Origin of the sequence: Sorangium sp. So ce836, assembly GCF_028553905.1 — a bacterium.
Classification (GTDB): Bacteria; Myxococcota_A; Polyangia; order Polyangiales; family Polyangiaceae; genus Sorangium; species Sorangium cellulosum_D.
Genome location: NZ_CP102233.1, coordinates 8842186 through 8862939, shown reverse-complemented (window position 1 = coordinate 8862939; position 20754 = coordinate 8842186). Strand labels below are relative to the sequence as shown.

At 73.2% G+C, this 20754-nt stretch carries 15 protein-coding genes; 9 read left to right on the top strand and 6 right to left on the bottom strand.

Going from position 1 to position 20754, the window contains the following annotated elements; genetic code table 11:
- Positions 1-18: 18 nt before the first annotated feature.
- Positions 19-702 carry an RNA polymerase sigma factor gene (locus NQZ70_RS32050; protein WP_129577621.1) on the top strand — a complete coding sequence of 228 codons (684 nt, stop codon included), beginning with the start codon at positions 19-21 and terminating at the stop codon, positions 700-702.
- Positions 699-1967 (top strand): hypothetical protein, encoded by a 1269-nt coding sequence (locus tag NQZ70_RS32045; RefSeq protein ID WP_129577620.1) that lies wholly within the window; start codon positions 699-701, stop codon positions 1965-1967. The genes NQZ70_RS32050 and NQZ70_RS32045 overlap by 4 nt, the downstream gene beginning before the upstream one ends.
- 484 nt (positions 1968-2451) lie before the next feature.
- Here the strand turns inward: NQZ70_RS32045 and NQZ70_RS32040 are convergent, their stop codons facing one another.
- Positions 2452-2592, bottom strand: coding sequence for a hypothetical protein (locus NQZ70_RS32040; protein WP_237244233.1), 141 nt, complete (start codon positions 2590-2592; stop codon positions 2452-2454).
- Here NQZ70_RS32040 and NQZ70_RS32035 point away from each other — a divergent pair.
- Together NQZ70_RS32035 and NQZ70_RS32030 are read left to right on the top strand one after the other, a co-directional pair.
- Positions 2591-4375, top strand: a complete 1785-nt coding sequence (locus NQZ70_RS32035; RefSeq protein WP_237244232.1) for a hypothetical protein — start codon at positions 2591-2593, stop codon at positions 4373-4375. The two genes, NQZ70_RS32040 and NQZ70_RS32035, sit on opposite strands and share 2 nt — an antisense overlap.
- Positions 4376-4817: 442 nt before the next feature.
- Positions 4818-5450: a hypothetical protein gene (locus NQZ70_RS32030; RefSeq protein WP_129577619.1), complete on the top strand. Its 633-nt coding sequence runs from the start codon at positions 4818-4820 to the stop codon at positions 5448-5450.
- A 58-nt stretch (positions 5451-5508) separates the two neighbouring features.
- Here the strand turns inward: NQZ70_RS32030 and NQZ70_RS32025 are convergent, their stop codons facing one another.
- The 3 genes from NQZ70_RS32025 to NQZ70_RS32015 form a co-directional block, all read right to left on the bottom strand.
- A complete protein-coding gene (locus NQZ70_RS32025; protein WP_237244231.1) occupies positions 5509-10443 on the bottom strand; it encodes a translocation/assembly module TamB domain-containing protein in 4935 nt (1644 codons plus the stop codon).
- Between the two features lie 202 nt (positions 10444-10645).
- Positions 10646-10930: a cell wall protein gene (locus NQZ70_RS32020; RefSeq protein WP_129577618.1), complete on the bottom strand. Its 285-nt coding sequence runs from the start codon at positions 10928-10930 to the stop codon at positions 10646-10648.
- A gap of 39 nt (positions 10931-10969) precedes the next feature.
- Positions 10970-11134 (bottom strand): DUF1328 family protein, encoded by a 165-nt coding sequence (locus tag NQZ70_RS32015; RefSeq protein WP_044988936.1) that lies wholly within the window; start codon positions 11132-11134, stop codon positions 10970-10972.
- A gap of 372 nt (positions 11135-11506) precedes the next feature.
- On the opposite strand from NQZ70_RS32015, the gene NQZ70_RS32010 reads away from it, so the two are divergent.
- The 4 genes from NQZ70_RS32010 (at position 11507) to NQZ70_RS31995 (ending at position 14408) form a co-directional block, all read left to right on the top strand.
- Positions 11507-12814 carry a DUF362 domain-containing protein gene (locus NQZ70_RS32010; protein WP_129577617.1) on the top strand — a complete coding sequence of 436 codons (1308 nt, stop codon included), beginning with the start codon at positions 11507-11509 and terminating at the stop codon, positions 12812-12814.
- 186 nt (positions 12815-13000) lie between these two features.
- Positions 13001-13267, top strand: coding sequence for a hypothetical protein (locus tag NQZ70_RS32005; RefSeq protein WP_129577616.1), 267 nt, complete (start codon positions 13001-13003; stop codon positions 13265-13267).
- On the top strand, positions 13248-13673 hold the full coding sequence (locus NQZ70_RS32000; RefSeq protein WP_129577615.1) for a type II toxin-antitoxin system VapC family toxin: 426 nt from the start codon (positions 13248-13250) through the stop codon (positions 13671-13673). The genes NQZ70_RS32005 and NQZ70_RS32000 overlap by 20 nt, the downstream gene beginning before the upstream one ends.
- Before the next feature lie 372 nt (positions 13674-14045).
- Positions 14046-14408, top strand: a complete 363-nt coding sequence (locus NQZ70_RS31995) for a VOC family protein (RefSeq protein WP_129577614.1) — start codon at positions 14046-14048, stop codon at positions 14406-14408.
- 15 nt (positions 14409-14423) lie between these two features.
- Here the strand turns inward: NQZ70_RS31995 and NQZ70_RS31990 are convergent, their stop codons facing one another.
- The gene (locus tag NQZ70_RS31990; RefSeq protein ID WP_129577613.1) at positions 14424-16475 is read right to left on the bottom strand and encodes a B12-binding domain-containing radical SAM protein; all 2052 of its coding nucleotides are present in this window, start codon (positions 16473-16475) and stop codon (positions 14424-14426) included.
- A gap of 98 nt (positions 16476-16573) precedes the next feature.
- Complete coding sequence (locus NQZ70_RS31985) at positions 16574-18523, bottom strand: glycoside hydrolase family 43 protein (protein ID WP_207217542.1); 1950 nt, start codon at positions 18521-18523, stop codon at positions 16574-16576.
- A gap of 380 nt (positions 18524-18903) precedes the next feature.
- Between NQZ70_RS31985 and NQZ70_RS31980 the strand changes: the two genes are divergently transcribed.
- Positions 18904-20649, top strand: a complete 1746-nt coding sequence (locus NQZ70_RS31980; RefSeq protein WP_165374278.1) for a DUF2169 domain-containing protein — start codon at positions 18904-18906, stop codon at positions 20647-20649.
- Positions 20650-20754: the final 105 nt, after the last annotated feature.

Here is a 20754-nt window from a genome sequence, read left to right as displayed (position 1 = left end):
GAAGAGCGGCAGGACAGAATGACCTTCGGAGAGGTCTATGCGCAGCATTTCCGGTTCGTCTGGCGCTCGCTGCGACGCCTCGGCGTGCCCGAGAGCGACGCCGCCGACGCGGTTCAGGACGTCTTCCTCGTCGTCCATCGGCGGTTGCCCGAGTTCGAGAACCGCTCAAAAATTACAACTTGGCTTTACAGTATTTGCTTCCACGTCGCCCGCGACCGGCGCAAGCTCGCGCACATGAGGCGGCGCGCTCACGATGACGAGCCGCTGCTCGACTGCGCGGACGACCGGGCCGACGTGGGCGCGGAGGCGGAGCGGCGCCAGGCGATCGCGCTCCTGGAGATCATCCTCGACGAGCTGCCCCTCGAGCAACGCGCCGTGTTCACGCTCTTCGAGCTCGACGGCATGGGCGGAGAAGAGGTCGCCGAGCTGCTCGACGTCCCGCTGGGGACCGTCTACTCGCGCCTCCGCCTCGCGCGCGACGCGTTCCGCCGCGCGGTCGTGCGCCTGAACGCGCGCGACCAGTTCCGCGTGGGCGGGGCCGCGCCCACGAAATCGCAGCCCGTGCTGAAGGCGGCGGCCGTCGACCCGGGGCTCCCGGCCCTGGATGGGGGCCCGGCGCCGCCAGGGCCTTCCTCGATCGTCGTCCCCCTGCCGGGGGTCGAGCGGCGATCCCTCTGGAAGCGCGCGGGAGGAGAGCGATGAGCGATCCCGTGCGCTGGCTCGACGCGGAGGTGAGCGCGCTCGATACGGAGCGCGATCTCCTCCGTGCAGCTCCGCCCGTGGACCCGCCCGACGGCGCGCAGGAGCGGGTGTGGGCCGCGATGGCCGCGCAGCTCGGCCTCGCCGGGGCGGCCTCGCTCGGCGGGATCCAGGGCGCCGGCGGAGGAGCGCTCTCCGCGAACGCGGGCGGCGCGGCGAGCGCTGCCGCGAACGCGGGCGGCGCGGCGAGCGCTGCCGCGAACGCGGGCGGCGCGGCGAGCGCTGCCGCGAACGCGGGCGGCGCGGCGAGCGCTGCCGCGAGCGGCGCGGGCAAGGTCGCCGCCGCCGCGTCCGCGGGCAAGGTGGCGTCGGCCGCAGGCGTCGGCGCGGTGGGCGCTGCGGGCGGCGTCGGCGCTGCCGGCACCGCCGGCGCGGCGGCAGCGGTCGCCGCCGCGGGCGCCGCGGGCGCTGCGGGCATCGTGAAGTCGATGCTCCTCGGCGCCGCCTGCGGGGGCCTGTTCCTCGCCGGCTATGCCGCCGTGGCCCCGCCGAGCGCGGCGCCGCCGGCTCAGGTCGTCGAGGTCGCGCCGGCCGTCGCGCCGGAGGCGGCGCCGCTGGCGCAAAAGCCGGCGGCGTACGCCGAGGCGGCGCAGCCGGCCGCAGCGCCTGCGCCGGCCGAGATGGCGCAGCCGATGGCGGCGCCTGCGCCGACCGATGCGGCGCGGCCGGCCGCAGCGCCCGCGCCGGCCGAGGCGGCGCGGCCGGAGGCGGACCGGTCGATCGCGCCGGCCAGGCCCCGTACGGCCGCGCCGCCCGCGAGGCCGGACGCGCCGCGGCGGGAGCGCGTCGCCAGCGCGCCGCCCGCGGACGGCGCCGAGGCCGCCGAGGCAGCGCCCGCGGAGGCGGAAGGCTCGCCCGCGCCCGAGGCGGAAGGCGCGCCCGCGCCGGAAGCCGCAGGCGCCGCCCTCGCGGACGGCGCGGCCAGCCCGGCGGCCTCGCGAGAGAGCCGGCTGCGCGAGGAGCTGACGCTCCTCGCCGACGCGCGCGCGGCGCTCCGGCGCGGCGACGCCGCCGGCGCGCTGCTGATCGCCGAGCAGGCGCGGCTCCGCTTCCCGGGCGGCGCGCTGGCCCAGGAGCGAGAGGCGCTCACCATCGAGGCGCTCTGGCACAGCGGCCAGCGCGCGGCCGCGGCGCAGCGCGCATCGGCGTTCCTCCGCGCCTACCCCTCCAGCCCCCACGTCTCCCGCCTCCACTCCTTCACCCAATAGAGGGGGGCGATTCCGCTTCGGATACGGGCCCATCTCGACGTTTTCGGTGCTCGGCGTACTGGAGTACGCCTGTGCGCCGAAAACGCCGATATGGGCCCGTCTCCTGTGCGGAATAGCCCCCCTCTGGATGCGCTGTTCGGGAGGAGGGGAGAGGGGCGGCAGCGCGAGAGCGGGGGCATAGAGGGCGCGGGGGCGTGCGTGCTTAGAGTGTCGGCGATTTGAATTCTTGGATCGTGAGGAGCGATTCTCGCGGAGGGGACGACGTCTCGGGCGCGGGTGGGGGAGGGCAGGGGAGGGCGCCGGAGGTTTGTTGAAGGGGAGATACTTTTTGAAATGGGGAGCGGGGCGAGCGTCCCTTCACGCTCTGTCACAGCAGGCTTTCGGCGGCGGCTCTCGAGGCCGCTCATGGAGGAGCCATGTCATCGAGGCTATTGAGGACCGTATCGCCCTTTGTCGTCGTGAGCGCCGTGTCGCTCGCCGCATGTCAGGTGGAGATCTCGCTCGGAGCGGCGAGCACCAGCTCGTCGTCGAGCTCGGGAATCGGCGGCAGCGGCGGAGGCGGCGTCGGCGGGGGCGACGTCGCCGCCGGCTCTGTCAGCGTCGCCACCAGCACCAGCTCGGGCATGCCAGGCTTCGATTGGCCGGAGTTCACGCCGGACAAGGTCGACCTCCTGTTCGTGATCGACAACTCCGGATCGATGGCGGACAAGCAGCAGATCCTGCGCCTGGCGACCGCCGACCTCGTGTCCAACATCGTCAACCCGATCTGCGTGAACCCGAGCGGCGTGCCGGTGGGCGTCTCCGAGCAGCCCGCGACAGGGTTCGACGCGTGCCCGGCTGGCACCTCGCGCGTGCGCAACCCGGTGCACGACATGCACATCGGCGTCATCAGCAGCAGCCTCGGCGGCCACGGGTCGGGCGCCTGCCCCGCGACGACGTCGCCCTCGAACGTCGATATGGCCCACCTCCTCGCGCGCTCCAACGAGGCGAGCTCAACGAACGATCTGCCCACCTACCAGGACAAGGGCTTCCTCGTGTGGGATCCGGCCGGAGCCCACGATCCGGCAGGAGACTCCGATATCCCGACGCTCTACAGCAAGCTCAGCGCCATCGTGGACGGGGTCGGGCAAGCGGGGTGCGGCTTCGAGGCGCCGCTGGAGAGCATGTACCGCTTCCTCGCCGATCCCGAGCCCTACGAGCGGATCGAGCTCCAGGGCGATTTCGGTACGCCGGTAGGCGTCGATGAGACGCTCCTGACGCAACGGCGGAACTTCCTCCGGCCGGACTCGCTCCTGCTCATCGTGATGCTCTCCGACGAGAACGATTGCTCGATCAGGGACGAAGGCAGGAACTACCTCGTCGCCGAGACCAGAAATGGCTTCAGGCTCTGGCGGCCGCGGAGCGAGTGCGCCACCGACCCGAACAGCCCGTGCTGCAGGTCCTGCAGCCAGAACCAGGACGGGTGCCCCTTGGACACGGCCTGCACCGGCTCCGACGGGTTCCCCGCCAGGCTCTCCGCGGCCGAGGATCCGGTGAACTCCCGGTGCTGGGACCAGAAGCGCCGCTTCGGGTTCGACTTCCTCTACCCGATCGAGCGGTACACCAACGCGCTCTCGTCGCCATACGTGACCACGCGGGCCGGAGACCTCGTGCCGAACCCGATCTTCACCCACCCCGACGACGGCAACATCCGGACCCGCGGGCCGCAGCACGTCATCTTCACCGGCATCGTCGGGGTGCCATGGCAGGACCTCGCGCGCCAGAACGCCCTCGGGGCCCCCGACCTCGATGCGGGCCTCGACGAGCAAGGCAATCCGGTCGGCGGGCTCAAGAGCGCCGCCGAGCTCGGCTCCCCGGTGGCCGGCAGCTCCTACAACGTCTGGGACCTCGTCATCGGCAATCCAGTGAACAACGTCCAGCCCGCGGACCCGTTCATGATCGAGTCGATGGCGCCGCGCTCGGGCGCGAACCCGATCACCGGCGATGCGATCGTCCCGCCGTACGCCACGGGGTGGAACGCGATCAACGGCCGCGAGTACACGATCCCGGTGGGGAGCACCGGCGACCTCCAGTACGCTTGCATCTTCGACGTCGAGGAGCGCAGCTGCGAAGGAAACGCCCAGAGCTGCGACTGCAGGGATGTCCAGGGCCAGGTCATCGACAACCCGCTGTGCGCGCCGCAGGAGGGGAACGACCCGGCGGAGGCCAGCGCGCGGACGACGACGCAGGTCAAGGCCAAGGCCTACCCCGGCATCCGCGAGCTGCGGGTGCTCAAGAGCCTCGGGGATCAGGCGATCGCGGGCTCGATCTGCCCGGCGCAGACGAACGATCCCGACAGCGAGCAGGGGGATTTCGGCTACACGCCGGTCATCCGGGCGGTGCTCGAGCGGCTCGACGCGTCGCTCTGACCGCGGCAACGGCCGCGACCGCGTCTCGTGACCCACGCCCGGACGGCGCGCCTCCTGCGCGCGCCGCCCGGGCGCGCCACCCATGCCCCCCAAGGGAAGGGCCTCCGCCCACGAGGCCCCGAGATCCTCCCGTCAAGGCGTTGGCACAACTGCCACACAGCAAGACATCCCGATCGCGGTGATCGCGCTCGATGCCGGGAGCTCCGCGCGAAATTCAGCGCTTTCCACTGGCACCGAAGCTGCCTCAGGGCGGGCGCATGGCGGGACGCGGCCCCTCGAACGACGCGCTGCTCGAGAGCGCAGACCGCAGCCGCGCTGCAGGTGGCGCGGACGATCGCACCGGGGACGTCATCGTCGGCAGCGCCCGTGCGAGAGGCTCGCGGCGCGGCCGCCGCTCTGGTGGCCGCGCCGGATTTCGGACAAGCACAACGCGGAGGTTCTGATGCGCCACATAGGACTGGGGCTCTTGCTGATCGTGATCGGGCTCGTGGGCTGCGACCCAGGGGGAGACGGCGGCGACACCGGAGGAACGACGGACCCGCCCGGCGCTCAGGCGTGCGGCGGGTTCCTCGGGACGGGCTGTCCCGACGGGCTCGAGTGCGTCGATGATCCGGCCGACGACTGCGACCCGGAGCACGGCGGGGCGGATTGCCCCGGCGTGTGCGTCGAGCCGAAGCCGACGGCGCCGGCGTGCGGCGGCTTCGCGGGGCTACCGTGCCCCGACGGGCTCGTGTGCGTCGACGACCCGAGCGACGACTGCGACCCGGAGCACGGCGGGGCGGACTGCGGCGGCATCTGCGTGGAGCCGAAGCCGACGCCGGCGTGCGGCGGCTTCGCCGGGCTGGACTGCCCCGACGGGCTCGTGTGCATCGACGACCCGTCGGACGGCTGCGACCCGGAGCACGGCGGGGCGGATTGCGGCGGCATCTGCGTGGTGCCCGAGCCCAAGCCGGTGGCGTGCGGCGGCATCACGGCGCGCCCGTGCCCCGAGGGGCTCGTGTGCATCGACGACCCGGGCGACGACTGCGATCCGGCGATCGGCGCGGACTGCGGCGGCATCTGCGTGGAGAGGTGAGCCGGCCCGCGCGGGGCGCGCCGCCGTCACGAGGCGCGCGCCCCGCGCCGGATCGCGCTCAGTACCTGTGCTTCCAGAGCAGGTCGAGGGTCGTCGCCGGGCTCTCGCCCGTCGCCATCCCGGCCCGCAACGACCAGTCCCGGCGGAACCGCCACTCGAGGCTCACCTCGGTGCGGGCCCGGGCGGCGGCGGGGCTGCTCGGCGAACCGGCCCCCTGCCCCTCCCCCCCCGTGGGCCCCGCCTCGTAGCTCGCGCTCGCGGTCACCTGCTGCCCGAGCTGATAGCCCACCGTGGTCTTCAGCGCGCCCTGATCGGTCGTGTCCAGCTGCGTCTCGAAATTCTGGAGCGGGCCGATGCTCTGCAAGATCAGGTTGATCTGCGCCGACGCGAGCCCCGTGCCCGCGGCGGCCGCGACCCCGCCGGCCGCGTTGCTGCCGCCGCCGGAGCCGGGCTCCGCGGTGGACGTGCCGCCCGCCAGCGTCCCTTCCGCGTACTGCTTGCCGAGCAGGAGCTCCGCGATCACCTCGTTCTCCGGGCGCGGGGGCTCCGAGCGGAACGTGATCTTCTCCTCGGTGATCGGGTTGAGCTTCCCCTCGTAGTCGATGTAGATGCGGGTCCCCTCCGGCGTGTCGTGGAACGCCGTCACGTTCAGGTACGGGTTTGACGGATCCCCCTGCAGCGCGACGACGCCCGGCTCGATCTCGAACTCCTTGCCGATCACCTCGAGCTTGCCCGAGAGGATCTTCACGTTGCCCTCGATCTGGGTCTCGCCCGCGACCTTGATCCGGATCGGGTGCTCCGGATCCCCGGACAGCGAGGCCTGCACCATGTCGCCCTCGACGCCGATCCTGCCGAGGCGCACATCCATGACGAGCGGCGTGCCGCCCGCGCGCTTCTTCGCCCCCTCGGTCGGCTCGGCCGGCGCCCGCCGCGCTTCGTATTCCTCCCGGCTGAGCGGCGCCGACGTGACGATGTCCTCGTTCTCGCCGAGCGGCTGCACGCTCCGCCCGATCGTGGGCGGCAGCGTCAGGTTGAGCGTGGGCACGTCGACGCGGACGGCGATCTGCTCGTCCCGGCTCTCCGCCGCGACCACCACCCGGCCGCGCGCGTCGCCCATGGGGACGCCCTCCAGCGCGATCGGGAGGTCCCGGCCCTCCGGGATCTCGAGCTCGGCGCGGGCGCTCCGGAACGCGAACCCCTCCATCTGGAGGGTCGCCTTGCCGCGGACCAGGCCGCTGCCGGCCTCGGCGCGGATGTCGTCGATGCGCAGCTCGCCGGAGGGGCTCGCCGTGACGCGGAACGAGGCGTTCTCGAACGGCTGGCCGATCGTGGCCACGTGGACCAGGCCATCGGTGAGCCGCATCTGGCCCGAGAAGCCCGCCTGCGCGCCGAGCCCGAGCCGCACCTCGCCGTCGAGCGTGCCGTCGAGCCGGTTCACCGAGCCCTGGACGAACGGCTCCAGCGCCGCCAGGCGGAAGCGATCGACCGCGAGCGACACCTCGGCGTTCTTGTCGTCCGTGAGCGTCGGGATCGCGTTCGCCTCCCACCTCACGGGCGCCTCCGCCTTGGCCTCGAGCCGGCCGCCGTCGCGCCCCACGAGGCGCACGTTCGCCACCGCCGCGGTGCGCCCGGCGTCGCCCGGCGGCGCGATGTCGAGCGACACCTCGGCCGTCTCGTACCGCACGTCGGGGCCCAGCGAGAGGCCCGGAAACTGGAGGCGCGCCTCGACCTCGGGGGCGGCCTCGAACAGGCCCCGCACGGCGACCTCGCCGCGCGCCTGACCGCCGATCTGCATGTCGGCGAGGACCGGGATCTCCGCGAGCGGCAGGTCCGCGATCTTCGCCTCGAGGCTCCCCTTGCTGAGGAGCGGACCGCCCCCTGCGCCGCCCAGCAAGGCGCCGGCGTTCGCGCCGACCTTCGCCTTCGCCGTCATGTACGTGCGCGCGCCGCGGAACGCGTACGCGTCGAGCGCGGCTTCGCGCCCGTCGTAGACGAGCAGCGTGTCGAGCCGGAGCTTGCCGAGCGGCGAGCGGTCCCCGGTGCCGCCCACGTTCGTGGCGGTCGCGCGGGTCACGAGCCGGGGATCGGCCATCGTCCCCGCGAAGTACACGTCGAGGCCCGCGGAGCCGGAGAGCACCGGGGTCCTCTTCCCGAAGGCGGCCAGCTCGGCGAGATCGTTGAGCCGGCGGCGCGGCACGCTGAGGTGCGCCGCGACCGGCATCCGCGGGAGCGCCGCGACCGGATCCGAGAGGAGCGCAGGGAGATCGGCGTCGAACGCGGCCGAGAGCTCCGCCACGAGCTGGCGATCGAACACCGACATCGTGACGCGCGCGTCGCCCGTCTTCGCGTCGAGATCGCCGGCGATCCGCGCGTCGAGCTTCCTCGACACCCACGCCGGCGCGCCCGTCGTCTCGTCGATGGGGCCCGCCGCGCGCAGGCCCTCGGTGCGGATCAGGAGGTCCCGCACCGACGGGAGCCGCTCTCCCGCCTCGCGCGCCACCGCGAGGCGCGCGGTGAGCCGGCCCGCGAGCTCGCTCAGGGCGACCGGGACCGGCGACGCCTGGGCCAGGCACCCGAGCTGCCACGCGTCGGCGTCCATGCGCGCCGAGCCGGTGACCGTCTCCCAGGTGCGCCCCGAGAGCAGCGGCCCGCGCAGCGCCTTCGCGTCCCCGTCGATCAGCACCCGCGCGATCGCGCCCTCGCACACCGGGGGCGGCGGCGTCTTCGGCCGCCTCGCCAGGTCGCCGACCGTGGCCGACGGCTCGCCCGGCGTCGCGCCCTGGCGCAGCGCCTCCCGCGAGCGGGCCGGCGGGGGCTCGGGCGGCGCGATCAGCCGGACCAGGCCGTCGGCCTTCAGCGCCTCGCCCTCGACGCGCGCGGTCATGTTCATCGACAGCCGCGGCGCCACGCCCGGGATGGAGCCGTCCTCGAGCTCGATGAGCGCGTGCCCCGCGCGGCGCTTGCCCCGGCCGTGCATCGACACGTCGACGTTGGCGAGGCCCCCGACCCCGAGCGGCACCCCGGCGATCTCGGCGATGCGCTCGAGGTCGATCGCGGTGCCGCGGAGGTCGCCCTCGACCTCGCTCCCGACGAGCGACAGGTCCCCCTCGAGCTCGCCCACGCCGTCGCCGCGCAGCTCGAGCCCGCGGAGGGCGATCCCGCGGTCCCACGCGACGCGCGCCGCCCGCGCGGTCATCTGGTCCTCGCCGCGCGCCACCTCCACGCGGATCCGCCGCGCCTCGCTCCGCTCGATGTCGAGATCGGCCGAGGCCGCGATCCGGCGCTCCGCGCTGGCCAGCGACGCGCGCACGCGCGGCGCGGTGACGGGCCCCGCCACGCTCGCCGCGACGCTGCTGAACGCGTACTGCTGCGCCCGGAGATCCGCGCCCCGGAGCGTGCCCTCGATCGTGAGCTCGTCGAGCGGACCTCTGGCCTTGGCCCGGACCTCGCCGCGCCCGAGCCGCAGATCCGACCCGACGCGGAGCCCGGCCACGCGCACGGTCGCCTTGGCGTCGAGCTCGTCGTTCTTGAGCGCGCCCTCGACGTGCAGCGCGGCGCTGCCGTGGATGCCGCTCGGGACGTGCTGCACGGCGCCGAGGGACGGGATCTCGCTCTGCGCCTCGAACTGGATCTCCCCTTCCTTGGAGAGGGCGACGGTGGCCTCGATGGGCGCGCCGGGCTCGTGGATCGTCGCGGCGGCGCGCAGCGCGCCGCGCTCGAAGGTCGCGCGCGCCTCGGTCGCCGGCACGCGCTGCCCCACGACGAGGAACGGCTCCGTCTTCGCCTCGGCGACCACGCGCGGGCCGCCCTCGTCGTCGAGGTGGATCTCCCCGCGGGCCTCCGCGCTCACCCGCGCGGCCGGGGCCGCCCCGGCGAAGGCGCGCGGGTCGAGCTCGGCGATCCGGATCTCGGCCGTGATCCGCTTCGGATCGAGCGCGTCCAGCCGGGCGCGGGCGGTGATCTCGCCGGTCACCGCGTCGTCGGTGACGAGCGGATCGAGGACCGCGACCCGCGCCGTCACGGCGAGGTCCGAGAGCGCTCCGTCCGCCGTGACCAGGACCGAGATCGGCCGCGCCAGCGGCGCGCTCGGGTCGATCGCGAGGACCGCCTCGGGCGTCACGCGCGGCGACGCGACCCGCGCCGAGAGGCGCTCGTCCTTCAGCGTCCCCTCGGCCGTGAGCGGGATCGCGCCGACGCTCCCTTCGAGCTTCGCGGTGAGCGCCATGGGCGCGTCCGTGGGGACGTCGACGTCCCCGGAGACACGGGTCACCTCGATCGGGACCGGCAGGAGCCGCCGCTCGGCGATGCGCACGCGCTCGAGCGCGTACCGGCTCCGGTCCGCGACGACGATGCCGCCGGCGAGGTCCTCGATGGTCGCGTCGATCGGGCGCTCGGGGGCGACCGTGCCGTGGACCGAGGCGCGATCGAGGACGACGCGCGAGAGCTCGAGGCGGAGCGGCCGCCCCTCCTCGGCGGGCGGCTCCTCGGACGGCTTCGGCGTGAACGCCTCGGCGAGGGTGAGCGCGCCCTGCTCGTCCTGCTCGAGCAGGACGTCCGCGTCGGCGACGCGGACGAGCGGGATCGTGATGGCGAGGTCGCCGTCGCCGAGCAGGAGCTCTCTCACGATCGAGAGCGCGTTGAACTCGGCGTGGACGCCGCCGACGCGCAGGAGCTCGGTCCCGCTGGGGTGGCGCACCGTCACCGCGGAGACGTCGGTCGCGAAGAGGCCGAGGCGGTCGATCCGCGCGATCTCGATCTGCCCCTCCAGGCTCGAGCGCAGGACGTCGTTGACGAGCTGCCGTGTCAGGTTGCGCGCCCCGGCGGTGTTCAGGTGAACGACCGCGCCGACCCCCACCGCCGCGACGAAGACGCCCCCCAGGCCGATCACGCTGGCCGTCACGGAGGCCGCGCGGGCGAGCGCCCGGCGGAAGCGGCCCTGCCGGTGCGGGGCGGCTGCGCTGGGCACGGGAGGATGGGTGGGCGGTTCGGACATGGGGATCAGCTAGGGATGGACCGCGGGACCGCAGCTCTGGGAGGCCGACGAACCGACAAATCCGGGGAGACCCGACGGCCTCATGCAGATCTCCCCGAGATCGCGACGGCCGTCCAGCCGGTGGCGGGCGAGGCGCGTCTCTGCCGTGCGCGCGCCCGCCGTCTGCTGGACGGCGGGCGCCTGCGGCCTGCTGCGGCCCGTCCTACGCGCGCGGGAAGTCGTGGCGCGGGACCTCGTAGGGCGACGGGTCGGGGATCTCGGGCGTGGGCGTGGGCACCGGCACCTCGGGCTGATGCGTCCTCGGCCCCGGATCCCCGCCGGGCCACTCCGTCCCGGGGAGCTGGATCTCGCGGTCCGGCGAGGTGTGGCCAGGCGAGCCTGGGTTCTCCGGCTTCTCGCCGGGAGGGCTCACCATCGGCTGCGGCACGCCGGGCCGGACGGGCTCACCGTTCAGCTCTCCGTTTGATTGCTGCGACGCGTTCTTCATGGCTCCACCTTTCCTTGGATCACGCCGGGACGCGGCGGATCACGACGGGACGCGGCGCCCCAGCGCGAGCGAGATGACGGCGAGCACCAGGAACGCGACGAACAGGATCTTCGCGATGGACGCGGCGCTCGCGGCGATACCGCCGAACCCGAAGATGGCAGCGATGATCGCGATGATGAAGAAGGTGACAGTCCAGCCGAGCATGATGTCCTCCAAGGGGTCTCAGGGGGTCGATCCGTTGTCTTCGTGGGGACGACCTCAACGTGGTTCTGTTTGCAGCTGATTGCAGCCCCCGTGCCGATGGGCGGCAGCGACCGGTCCGAGGCGTGTTTTCGCGGCCTCTGCGCGCGCGCGGCGGCGTGGCGTCGAGCTCGGCGCCGCCGCTTCCGTCCGGGGGCAGGCGCGGCTGCCTCTGCCGTGGGGCATGATGCCCCGACCGTGACACCTGTGCGGGCGCGGTCCGGGCGCGCGCCGCGCCGCGCAGCTCCGCGCCGGCCGCGCTGCACGGAGGCTCCACACGGATCCCCCGCAACTTCCCGGATCGGGCGACTCGGGACGAGCTATAACGACCCGGCCATGCCGAAATCCAAGGTTGCTGTGATCCGCACGTCCCCTGCGACGGTGCTCTCGGACTACCACCGGCTGATGAACTTGGCCGGTTACCAGGATGTGATCGCCAAGGACGCCGACACGGCGCTCAAGGTGAACATCTCGTGGCACTTCTTCTACCCGAGCTCGTCCACGACGCCCTGGCAGCTGGAGGGCGTCATCCGGGCGATGACGAAGGACGGGTACTCGAAGGACCTGATCCACGCCTGCCACAACCGCACGGTCGTGATCGACGCCCACCTCGGCGAGCGCGAGAACAAGCAGGTCGACGTGGTGCAGGCGCACGGCCTGCGCAACGTCCACCTCTACGAGGGGGAGGAGTGGATCCCGATCGGGGACGCGGTCGGGGATCTCCGGAAGAAGTTCCTCTGTCTGAACGAGGTGTACCCGAAGGGGTTCTCGATCCCGAAGCGCTTCATCGGGGAGAACATCATCCACCTGCCCACGGTGAAGACGCACATCTTCACGACGACCACGGGCGCGATGAAGAACGCGTTCGGCGGCCTGCTGAACGAGCACCGGCACTGGACGCACCCGGTGATCCACGAGACGCTCGTGGACCTCTTGATGATCCAGAAGAAGATCCACCGCGGGGTCTTCGCGGTGATGGATGGCACCTTCGCGGGCGACGGCCCCGGGCCGCGCTGTATGGTGCCGCACGTGAAGAACGTGCTGCTCGCGTCGGCGGACCAGGTGGCGATCGACGCGGTGGCGGCGAAGCTGATGGGGTTCGACCCGATGCGCGACTGCAAGTTCGTGCGGCTCGCGCACGATCTCGGCCTCGGGACGGGCGACGTGCGCGACATCGAGCTCGTGGGCGACCTGGACGCGGCGAACGAGAACTGGAACTTCGACGGGCCGTTCAAGGAGATGACGTTCGCCTCGCGCAACCAGCACCGCATCTACTGGGGACCGCTGAAGAAGCCGGTGGAGTGGTCGCTCAAGACCTGGCTCGCGCCGTGGGCCTACGTGGCGTCGGTCACGTACCACGACATGTTCTGGTACCCGCGGTACGCGAAGGAGAAGATGGCGCCCGTGCTGGAGAGCCCGTGGGGGCGGCTCTTCGCGAACTGGGGCAAGGTGCAGCCCGACGCGGAGGGGCGCGGCTACCCCGACGTCGGGTCGGCGAGCCCGGATCTGGTCCGCACCGGGGTGCGGCACTTCCTCGAGGGCATGCGCCTCGTGGGGATGGCGGTGGCGGAGTCGCCGGAGATCCAGGTCCGCAAGCGGGCGCGCGCGCAGGCGGCCGGCGGGGGCGGGACGGCGGCGGTGTAGGGGGGCGGGGAGAGCCCACCTCCACGCACCGGAGTGCAGCGGGCGCTGACGGGCGCCCGCTCGCCAGCCACCAGGCGGGCTCTTTGCGCACCACTGGACCGGCCTGTACGTACCGGCGTCGCGCTACGCTGGGGTACCGGCGTCGCGCTACGCTGGGCCTCGGTGGGCTTGAGCAGGAGGTCGACGATGACCGACGTGGAGCGAATTTTCCAGGAAATCCAGGGCCTTCCGGTCCAGGAGCGGCTCCGGCTCATCGAACGCGTGGTCCATGAACTCGCGGATGGATCCGCTGGCGAGGAGCTATCACGCGAGGCAGAGGCAGCACCGTCCCTGATCGGGCTCTTCGCCGACGACCCCGAAGCGGTCGACGCCATGATGGAGGTCGTCCGGGAGAATCGTCGCTCCTCCAGGTTGCGCGACGTGGAGGAAGCGGGTGAGAAAAGCGCTCCTTGACACGGACATCCTGTCCGAGATCACCAAGGCCAAGAGCCCGGCTGTCGTGGCGCACGCGCGCTCGTACATCGGCTTTCATGGCCGTTTCACGTTCTCCGTGATCTCTGTCATGGAGGTCGTCGCCGGCTACGCGCTGCGGCAGGCAGAGGAGAAGACGAGGCGGTTCCTGGAGATGGCGCATCGGAGCGAGGTGTTGCTCCTGGACGCGACTGCGGCCGAGCTCGCTGGCCGCGTCCTGGCCGATTTGCAGAGGACCGGCACGCCGATCGGCGTACCAGATACGATGATCGCCGCGACGGCGATTCATCACGGGCTGCCGCTCGTGACAGGCAACACGTCGGATTACCGCCGTGTTCAATCCGCCGGTTACCCCCTGGTTCTGGAGAACTGGCGGGAGCCGACGTGAGCCCATCTCAGGCTCGGGCGCGGGTGACGGCGACCGTCCTCGAGCCGGAGCGCCACCCGCGAGAGCCCTGACCCGCGCTGCTCCGTACGCCCGGCTTGACGCACCTGCCACCCTGCGCTTTGATAGAGGCACGTCGAAAAAGGCGGACCGGTTCGGTGAGCCCGGTCGCTTCCCGCAAGGGAGCTCTGTCCGACGCACAAGCGCCAGGACCCACGACGAGCAGGACGCAGTCTGCGCTGCGCCTGGTCGGGGCATCCATGGGCGAGCACTTCCATCACCAGCATCCTGCGGGAACGCGCGCCGGCACACGCCGGCGCCGGACGGGTCGCGCATGGTGGGTCCCGACCTTTCAACCCCCTGAAAGGACCCGACATGCATCTCAACCACCTTGATCTGTGCGTACCCGACGTCCGGGAGACCAGCGAGTTCTTCGAGCGGTTCTTCGGCTTCCGATGCCAGCGGGAGAAGGGGCGCGACGCCCTCGCCATCCTGCAGGACGAGGCCGGCTTCACGCTCGTGATCAGCCGGCTGCGCGCCGGGGACCCGACCAGCTATCCGGCCCAGTTCCACGTGGGCTTCCTGCTGGAGAGCGAGGCGGCGGTCCAGGAGGCGTATGACCGGATGAGGGAGGCGAACGCGGAGAACGTGTCCCCGCTGCGGGACGTCCGCGGCGGGCCGGTGTTCTACACGCGCGCTCCCGGCGGCGTGCTCGTCGAGGTCAGCCACCGCGGCTGACCGCCCGACCGGCGCTCAGCGCGCCGCGCTCGCCGCGTGCGACGGGCGCCGCCCCGACGTCACGGCCGGCGCGGCGCCCGCGACGAACCTGACGCGCACCGGCTTCGGCCGGAGCGGCGGCAGCGAGCGCGCGAGCCGCTCGTAGGCGTCGCGCCCCACGCGCCGCTCCTCGTGCACGAGCGTCGCCCAGATCTCCGCCTCGCGCGCCTCCGCCTGCTCGGCCGCGCGCGGATCGAAGCGCAGCCCGCGCTCGATGGCCGTCGCGCCGGGCACGCCGCCCTCGGCGCGCCGCGCCGCCCGCTCCCGGAAGACGCCCGGCCCGAAGCGGTCGTACTGGAGGATCGTGTGCGCCGTCGACACCGCGCCGGCCCACGGATAGCTGCGCAGCGTCCAGCCGCGCGACAGGTCGGCGAGCCGCTCGTCGACGTCGGCGCGCTCCGCGTCGGTCTTCCACGGCTCCCGCGGGACGAAGAACAGGCCGAGCCCGAGCTCGTCGCCCTCCTGCTCGAACACCTCGTCGATGCCGAAGCGCTCCGGCGCCTGCGCGACCAGCGAGCCGTGCGTCAGCCCGAACTCGCCGACGATGTAGACCGCGAGCGCCTCTCGCCGCTCGCGCAGGAAATCGAGCGTCGCCACGGCCTCGGCGTGCGTCTCGGTGGGGAAGTCCGTGAAGCACATCGCCTCGGCGGCCACGCCCGCGGACGCGAGGTGATCGATGACGTCGGAGACGACCTCGACCGGCGCGCCCTTGTCGATGAGGCCGAGGACCCGCGGCGACGCCGACTCGACGCCGAGCGCGCACGCGACGGCGCCCGCGCGGCGCAGCACGTCCGCGCGCTCCCGCGTGAGGTACTTCTCCGGCTTGAGGTCGGTCGCCCACCGCACGTCGAGGCCGGCGTCGAGGATCGCCTGCGCCATCTTCACGAGCGTCTTCGGCGCGACCGAGTCCTGCGACAGGTAGAAGTGGCGGGTGCCGTGCCGCGCGGCGAGCGCCCCGAGGTGCGCCACGATCGTCTCGACGGCGCGCTCGCGGTACGCCGCGGTGCCGACCTCCGCGAGCCCGTAATGGCAGAACGTGCACTTGCCCCAGTAGCAGCCCCGCGTCGGGTCGTACGGGAGCACCAGCGCCGGCGCGAGGTACGCCCCGAGCGGGAGCCCATCGAAGTCGGGCGCCGGGAGCGCCTTCAGGTCCTCCATTCCGTGGCCGGGCGTCCAGCGCGCGCCCATGAGCCGGTCGCGCGCCACGACGTTCGGCACGTCCCGCAGCGGCCGGCCCTCGTCGAGCGCGCGCGCGAGCGCGAGCAGGGTGTGCTCGCCCTCGAAGAGGCACGCCGAGTCGAACGGGCCGAGGGCGCGCGCGAGCCGCTCGCCCGAGAGCCGGAGGAGCAGCTGCGTGACGCCGGGGCCGCCGCACGTGACGTGCGCGCCGGGCAGCGCCTCCTTGATCTTGCGCGCGAACGCGTAGGCGGGCTGGAGCTGGCCCGGGAAGCACACGGAGAGGCCGACGACGTCGGCGCGCGCGTCGCGGAGCCGGGGCACCAGCGCCTGCTGCACCCAGGCGTCGAACGGATCGTGCTCCGGGCGGCTCGACCGGGCGATCTCGTCCATCGACATCAGGCCGAACGGCGTCCGGTACGCCGTGAAGTCGAGCTTGAGGGGGTGGTGCGTGGCGGACACGACGCCGAGCGCCGCCTCGATCGTCGCGACCGCGCGGGCGTAGGCGTCCGGGTCGTAGAAGCCGCCTTCGGCGCGGAGCGTGGCCTTGGCGGCGTCGACCGCGCCCGGGACGGCGTGCGCGTCGCCGCGCGCGCGGGCGAGGGCCAGGTACTCGAGCTGCTCGGCGTGCGGGAGCGCGGCGCGCCGGTCGAGCTCGCCGAGGCGCGCCTCGAGCCGGTCGAGGAGCCCCGCCATGCGGTCCTGGGTGAGGAGCGCGTCGAACGCCTCGACGTTCGCGTCGACGGGCAGCACCTCGACGCCGTTCGCGCGGAGGAAGCCGGTCAGCATCGGCACCGCGAGGTACGGCGCCGTGGGGTCGCAGGTCGGCGGATAGACGAGCGCGATGCGCATGGGGGGCGGCGGTCTAGCACAGGCCCGGAGGAGCGTCCGGGCCGGTCGACCTCGTCACCCGTTCAATCGGCTCAAAGGCAGACCTCGCGCCGATCGGCTCACGGCTGCTCCGTGTAGGCATAAAGGCCGATGTAGGTCCCGACGAAGCCGCCGGCCTGCTGCGTGCTCAGGATCTTCCCGTCGACCTCTTCCAGGAGGCTGACCCACGCCCCGGGCTCACGCGCGTAGGAGAAGCTGTAGGCGGGGCCCTGCGCCTCGATCTTGAGGTGGATGGGCGCGCCTGCGGAGAGATCGAGCGGAGCCGAGGCGATCACCTGGGGTTCGCCGTTCGCGCTGCTCCCGGCCTTCTTCTGCAGCTGGATGACCGGCTTGCCGTCCGCCAGCGTGACGCCCAGGAAGTAATAGAAGTCGTCGTTCTGGAAAGCGACCAGCCCCGCCGCGTCCCCGGGCGCTGATGGCAGGTACTTCATGGCCGTGGAGGCGGAGGCCCAGCCGTGCTGCTGCCGCCGGCCGACGAACGACGGTTGCTCGCGCCGCCCGAGGTGGGCAGGGCGCGCCTTCAAGGTCAGCCACCCGGGCGACACGGTGAGATCGTGCCATTGCTCGACGGGCGTACGGATGAAGTTCCAGGCCGGGGCGAGCTCGTCGCCGTCGAAGTCGTCCCGGTACGTGAAGTTGCCGCTCGTCGGGGTGGCCGGCGCCGGCTGCGGCGGCAGGGCTGGGGCGTCGTGCACGTAGGGCACCGTCTCGGTGCCTGCCGTGATGACCGGCCAGCCGTCGACCCACCGGACGGGCATCAGGAACGTCTCGCGGCCCGTGTTGTAGAGATCGCCCTCGTAGGGCCGGGTGCCCAGAAAGACGGACCACCAGTCGCCGTTCGGCAGCTGAACGAAGTCGGCGTGGCCGGTGGAGGTCACCGGGAAAGGCCGGTTGCGATCGAGGTGGCGTTGCGTGAGGATCGGATTGCCCGCGTAGGGCTCATACGGGCCGGTCACCGAGGCGCTGCGGAACACCACCTCGGAGTGCTGATCGCCTGTGCCGCCCTCGGCGGCGATCAGGTAGTAGGTTCCATCCACCTTGAAGACGTGGGGGCCCTCGATCCAGATCGGCTTCTTCGAGATGTCGACGCCGCCGTCGACGATCACCGAGCGCGGGCCGACCATCTTCTGCGTCGCCACGTCGAACTCCTGGATCCAGAGCGCTCGGTGGCCGTCGTAGAGCGACGCGCCAGCCGGCGGGCCGTTGTTGACGACGTAGGCCTTGCCGTCGTCGTCGAAGAAGAAGGAGGGGTCGATCCCGTCGACGCTGTTGAGCCAGATGGGGTCCGACCATGGCCCCGCCGGGTCGGTGGCGGTCACGAAGAAGTTGCCGCCACCGCCGACGAGCGTGGTGACCATGTAGAACACGCCGTCGTGGTACCTGATCGACGGCGCGAAGATGCCCTCGGAGATCGCCTGGCTGTCGAGGTCGAGCTGCGAGGGGCGGTCGAGCACGTGCCCGAGCTGCGTCCAGTGGACGAGATCGCGGCTGTGGAAGATCGGGACGCCGGGGAAGTAGGAGAACGACGAGTTGACGAGGTAGTAGTCCTCCCCGACCCGGCAGAGGCTGGGATCAGGGTAGAACCCTGCGAGGATCGGGTTCGAGTACTCGCCTTCCCCCGCCGTGAACTCCTGATAGACCGGGTCCTTGCCCTCGTACTCGAACCAGCGGAACTGCGGGTTCTTGTTGGGGGCCACCGAGCTATCCGGGTCGGTGCCGCCGGCGCCGCCGTCGCCGCCGGCGCCGCCGGTGCCGCCGTCACCGCCGGTGCCGCCGTCGCCGCCGGTGCCGCCGTCGCCGCCGGTGCCGCCGTCGCCGCCGGTGCCGCCGTCGCCGCCGGTGCCGCCGTCGCCGCCGGTGCCCGAGCCGGGGCCTTGATCGCCGCTCGTACCAGGGGGTGCGTCCTCGCTGGTGCACCCGCTCGCGAGGAGCGCCAGCAGAACGGAGGCGACGCGCGCAACGCGCCGATGGGAGCGCCCCGCCAGCCGTCGGCCTCCATCGACGGACACGAGCTTGGCAGAAACCCCGGACGACCGGGCCTGACTCGGCTCGCTCTCACGACCAATCAGCGCGTCCCCGCGCCTCCATTCACTTCCAGGAGGGGCACCGATCGCGGACAAGCTCTTCATGAAGAACACCTCGCTGGTCAGGCTGGACCCGACCACGTCAAGAACATCGGCGAGCCTCGGGACTCGCCGACAACGACCAAAGGTCGCCCGGAGAGTACTGAAACCTCCGCATGAGTAAACCCTATGAATCAGCTCGAGCCAGGGTCGGATCACCCGGCGGCCCGAGCAGCCGGCAGATCGCCTCGTGAACGACCCGGGCGGGGGCGCGACTCGTCGCTGGATGCCCGGGGGGGTCGTGAGGCATGCTGCGTCGAGCTTCGATGAGCCCATCCACGCAGCACGTCGCGATCGCCCCCCTCGGTCCTGCCGAGGCTGCGACGGTCACCTGGCTCCTGCGCGGCCAGCTCCATGTCACCATCGTCGTGAAGGCGACGTTCGCGCTCGTCCCCGAGGGGCGCATGTCCCTCGTGAAGCCGGAGCCCGTCGCGCCGGACGAGCAGCCGGATCCGTCGGGTCGGTGGCTTCGCACCGCGGGCGACCTCGCGCCGTACCGCGCGCAGTGTGACGTCGTGGTGACCGGCCACGCGGAGCTGCCGCCGGGCTTCTCGTCGCCGGAGGTCATGGTCCGGCTCACGGTGGTGCAGGGCGGCCAGGTCCGCATCGACAAGCAAGCGCAGCTCGACGGCTCCGCGCGCGTCGGCGCGGGTCGCTCCCATGTTCGCATCGACGGCATGGGGCCGCTCTCCCGCGCGTCGCCGCCGCGCAGTCGGCTGCTCGGCGGCGTCGACGCGCGCCGCCTCGCGGGCCTCTGGCTCGACATCCCCGAGGGGCTCGACGGGAGCTACTTCCAGGCGGCGCCGGCCGATCAGCGCCTCGGCGCGCTGCGCGGCGACGAGTGGATCGTGCTCGGCGGCATGTTCGCGCAGCGGCCGAAGCTCCGGACGCAGCTGCCGGAGGCCCGCGGCGCAGCGCGGCTCTACCGGAGGCAGGGCGCGGCGCCGCGGGCTGGAGAGCCGATCGCGCTCCGCGCCGATACCGTGCACGTCGACGTGGATCGGCGCTGCTGCTCCGTGGTGTGGCGTGGCCATCGGCCCGTGGAGGCCGCGGAGCTCGCGTCGCTGCGCGTGCTCGCGGGCGTGGAGCTCCCGGGGCAGCCGGCGGCGTGGGCCGATCCGTTCGGCGCCGGCGGCGCGTCCGCCGCGGGCGCCGCGCCGCCCGAGGCGGCGTCGCGGCGAGGCGACAGGGGCGGCGCGCTGCAGGGCACGAGCCACCTGAGCCTCGAGGAGGCGGCCAGGGTGGTCGCGGCGCCGGTGACGCCGTTCGATCCGTGGCGCGCTCCGGCCCGCGCGGCGCGCTCGAGCGCCGCGCCGCCGGCTGCGCCCGCTGCCGCTGCCGCGCATCGCTCCGAGGGGCCCGCGCCGCGCGCCCGCGAGAGCGATGCGCCGGCGGAGGCGGCCCCGGTCGCGGGGGCTGCTCCGCGCGGGGAGAGCGCGCCGCGTGGTGAGGCTACGCCTCGTGGCGAGACCGCGCCGCCCGGCGAGACCGCCGTGCTCGGGGAGACCAGCCAGCTCAGCCTCGAGGAGGCGGCCAGGGTGGCCGCCTCCTCCTCGACGCCGTTCGGCGCGCGCCGCGCGCCTGCCGCGCCTGCCGCGCCTACGCGCGCGGCTGCGCCTCGCCCCGCTGCGCCGGCGGCGTCGCACCCGGCCGCCGCCCCGCGCGCAGCGGCGTCCTCGCCCGCGCGGCACGGCGCCCGCGAGCTACTCGGAGAGACGAGCGCGCTCAGCGCCGAGGAGGCAGCGAAGGCCATCGCCTTCGCGGCGACGCCGTTCGACGCCCGGCGAGCGCCGGCCGCCGCCGCTGCCGAGCCCGCGCGCCGCCCCGCCTCATCGAGCGCGCCTCCGGCCCCGCCCGCGCCTCTCGCGCCGGCGCCTCCCGCCGTGGCGCAGGCCCAGGCGGCGCCGCCCCTCGTGCAGCCGCCCGGCGTCGGCGATGCGCGCGGTCTGCCGAAGGGGCTCGGCGCACAGTTCCTCGCCGCGATGGCCGACGTCGATCTGGCTTCCATCTAGCGGGACCGGAAATGGCGGCGCGGCGCCGTCCCGGCGCGCGGCTCGACCGGCGCGCCCTCGGTCATCGCGGCGTCTCGCCGGCGTCGAGGGCCGTCGTCCATTGCG

What these genes read in the sequence shown, in the direction of transcription:
- NQZ70_RS32050 (WP_129577621.1), top strand. Translation starts at nt 19, where the DNA reads ATGACCTTCGGAGAGGTCTATGCGCAGCATTTCCGGTTCGTCTGGCGC.
- NQZ70_RS32045 (WP_129577620.1), top strand. Translation starts at nt 699, where the DNA reads ATGAGCGATCCCGTGCGCTGGCTCGACGCGGAGGTGAGCGCGCTCGAT.
- NQZ70_RS32035 (WP_237244232.1), top strand. Translation starts at nt 2,591, where the DNA reads ATGCCAGGCTTCGATTGGCCGGAGTTCACGCCGGACAAGGTCGACCTC.
- NQZ70_RS32040 (WP_237244233.1), bottom strand. Translation starts at nt 2,592, where the DNA reads ATGCCCGAGCTGGTGCTGGTGGCGACGCTGACAGAGCCGGCGGCGACG.
- NQZ70_RS32030 (WP_129577619.1), top strand. Translation starts at nt 4,818, where the DNA reads ATGCGCCACATAGGACTGGGGCTCTTGCTGATCGTGATCGGGCTCGTG.
- NQZ70_RS32025 (WP_237244231.1), bottom strand. Translation starts at nt 10,443, where the DNA reads ATGTCCGAACCGCCCACCCATCCTCCCGTGCCCAGCGCAGCCGCCCCG.
- NQZ70_RS32020 (WP_129577618.1), bottom strand. Translation starts at nt 10,930, where the DNA reads ATGAAGAACGCGTCGCAGCAATCAAACGGAGAGCTGAACGGTGAGCCC.
- NQZ70_RS32015 (WP_044988936.1), bottom strand. Translation starts at nt 11,134, where the DNA reads ATGCTCGGCTGGACTGTCACCTTCTTCATCATCGCGATCATCGCTGCC.
- NQZ70_RS32010 (WP_129577617.1), top strand. Translation starts at nt 11,507, where the DNA reads ATGCCGAAATCCAAGGTTGCTGTGATCCGCACGTCCCCTGCGACGGTG.
- NQZ70_RS32005 (WP_129577616.1), top strand. Translation starts at nt 13,001, where the DNA reads ATGACCGACGTGGAGCGAATTTTCCAGGAAATCCAGGGCCTTCCGGTC.
- NQZ70_RS31995 (WP_129577614.1), top strand. Translation starts at nt 14,046, where the DNA reads ATGCATCTCAACCACCTTGATCTGTGCGTACCCGACGTCCGGGAGACC.
- NQZ70_RS31990 (WP_129577613.1), bottom strand. Translation starts at nt 16,475, where the DNA reads ATGCGCATCGCGCTCGTCTATCCGCCGACCTGCGACCCCACGGCGCCG.
- NQZ70_RS31980 (WP_165374278.1), top strand. Translation starts at nt 18,904, where the DNA reads ATGAGCCCATCCACGCAGCACGTCGCGATCGCCCCCCTCGGTCCTGCC.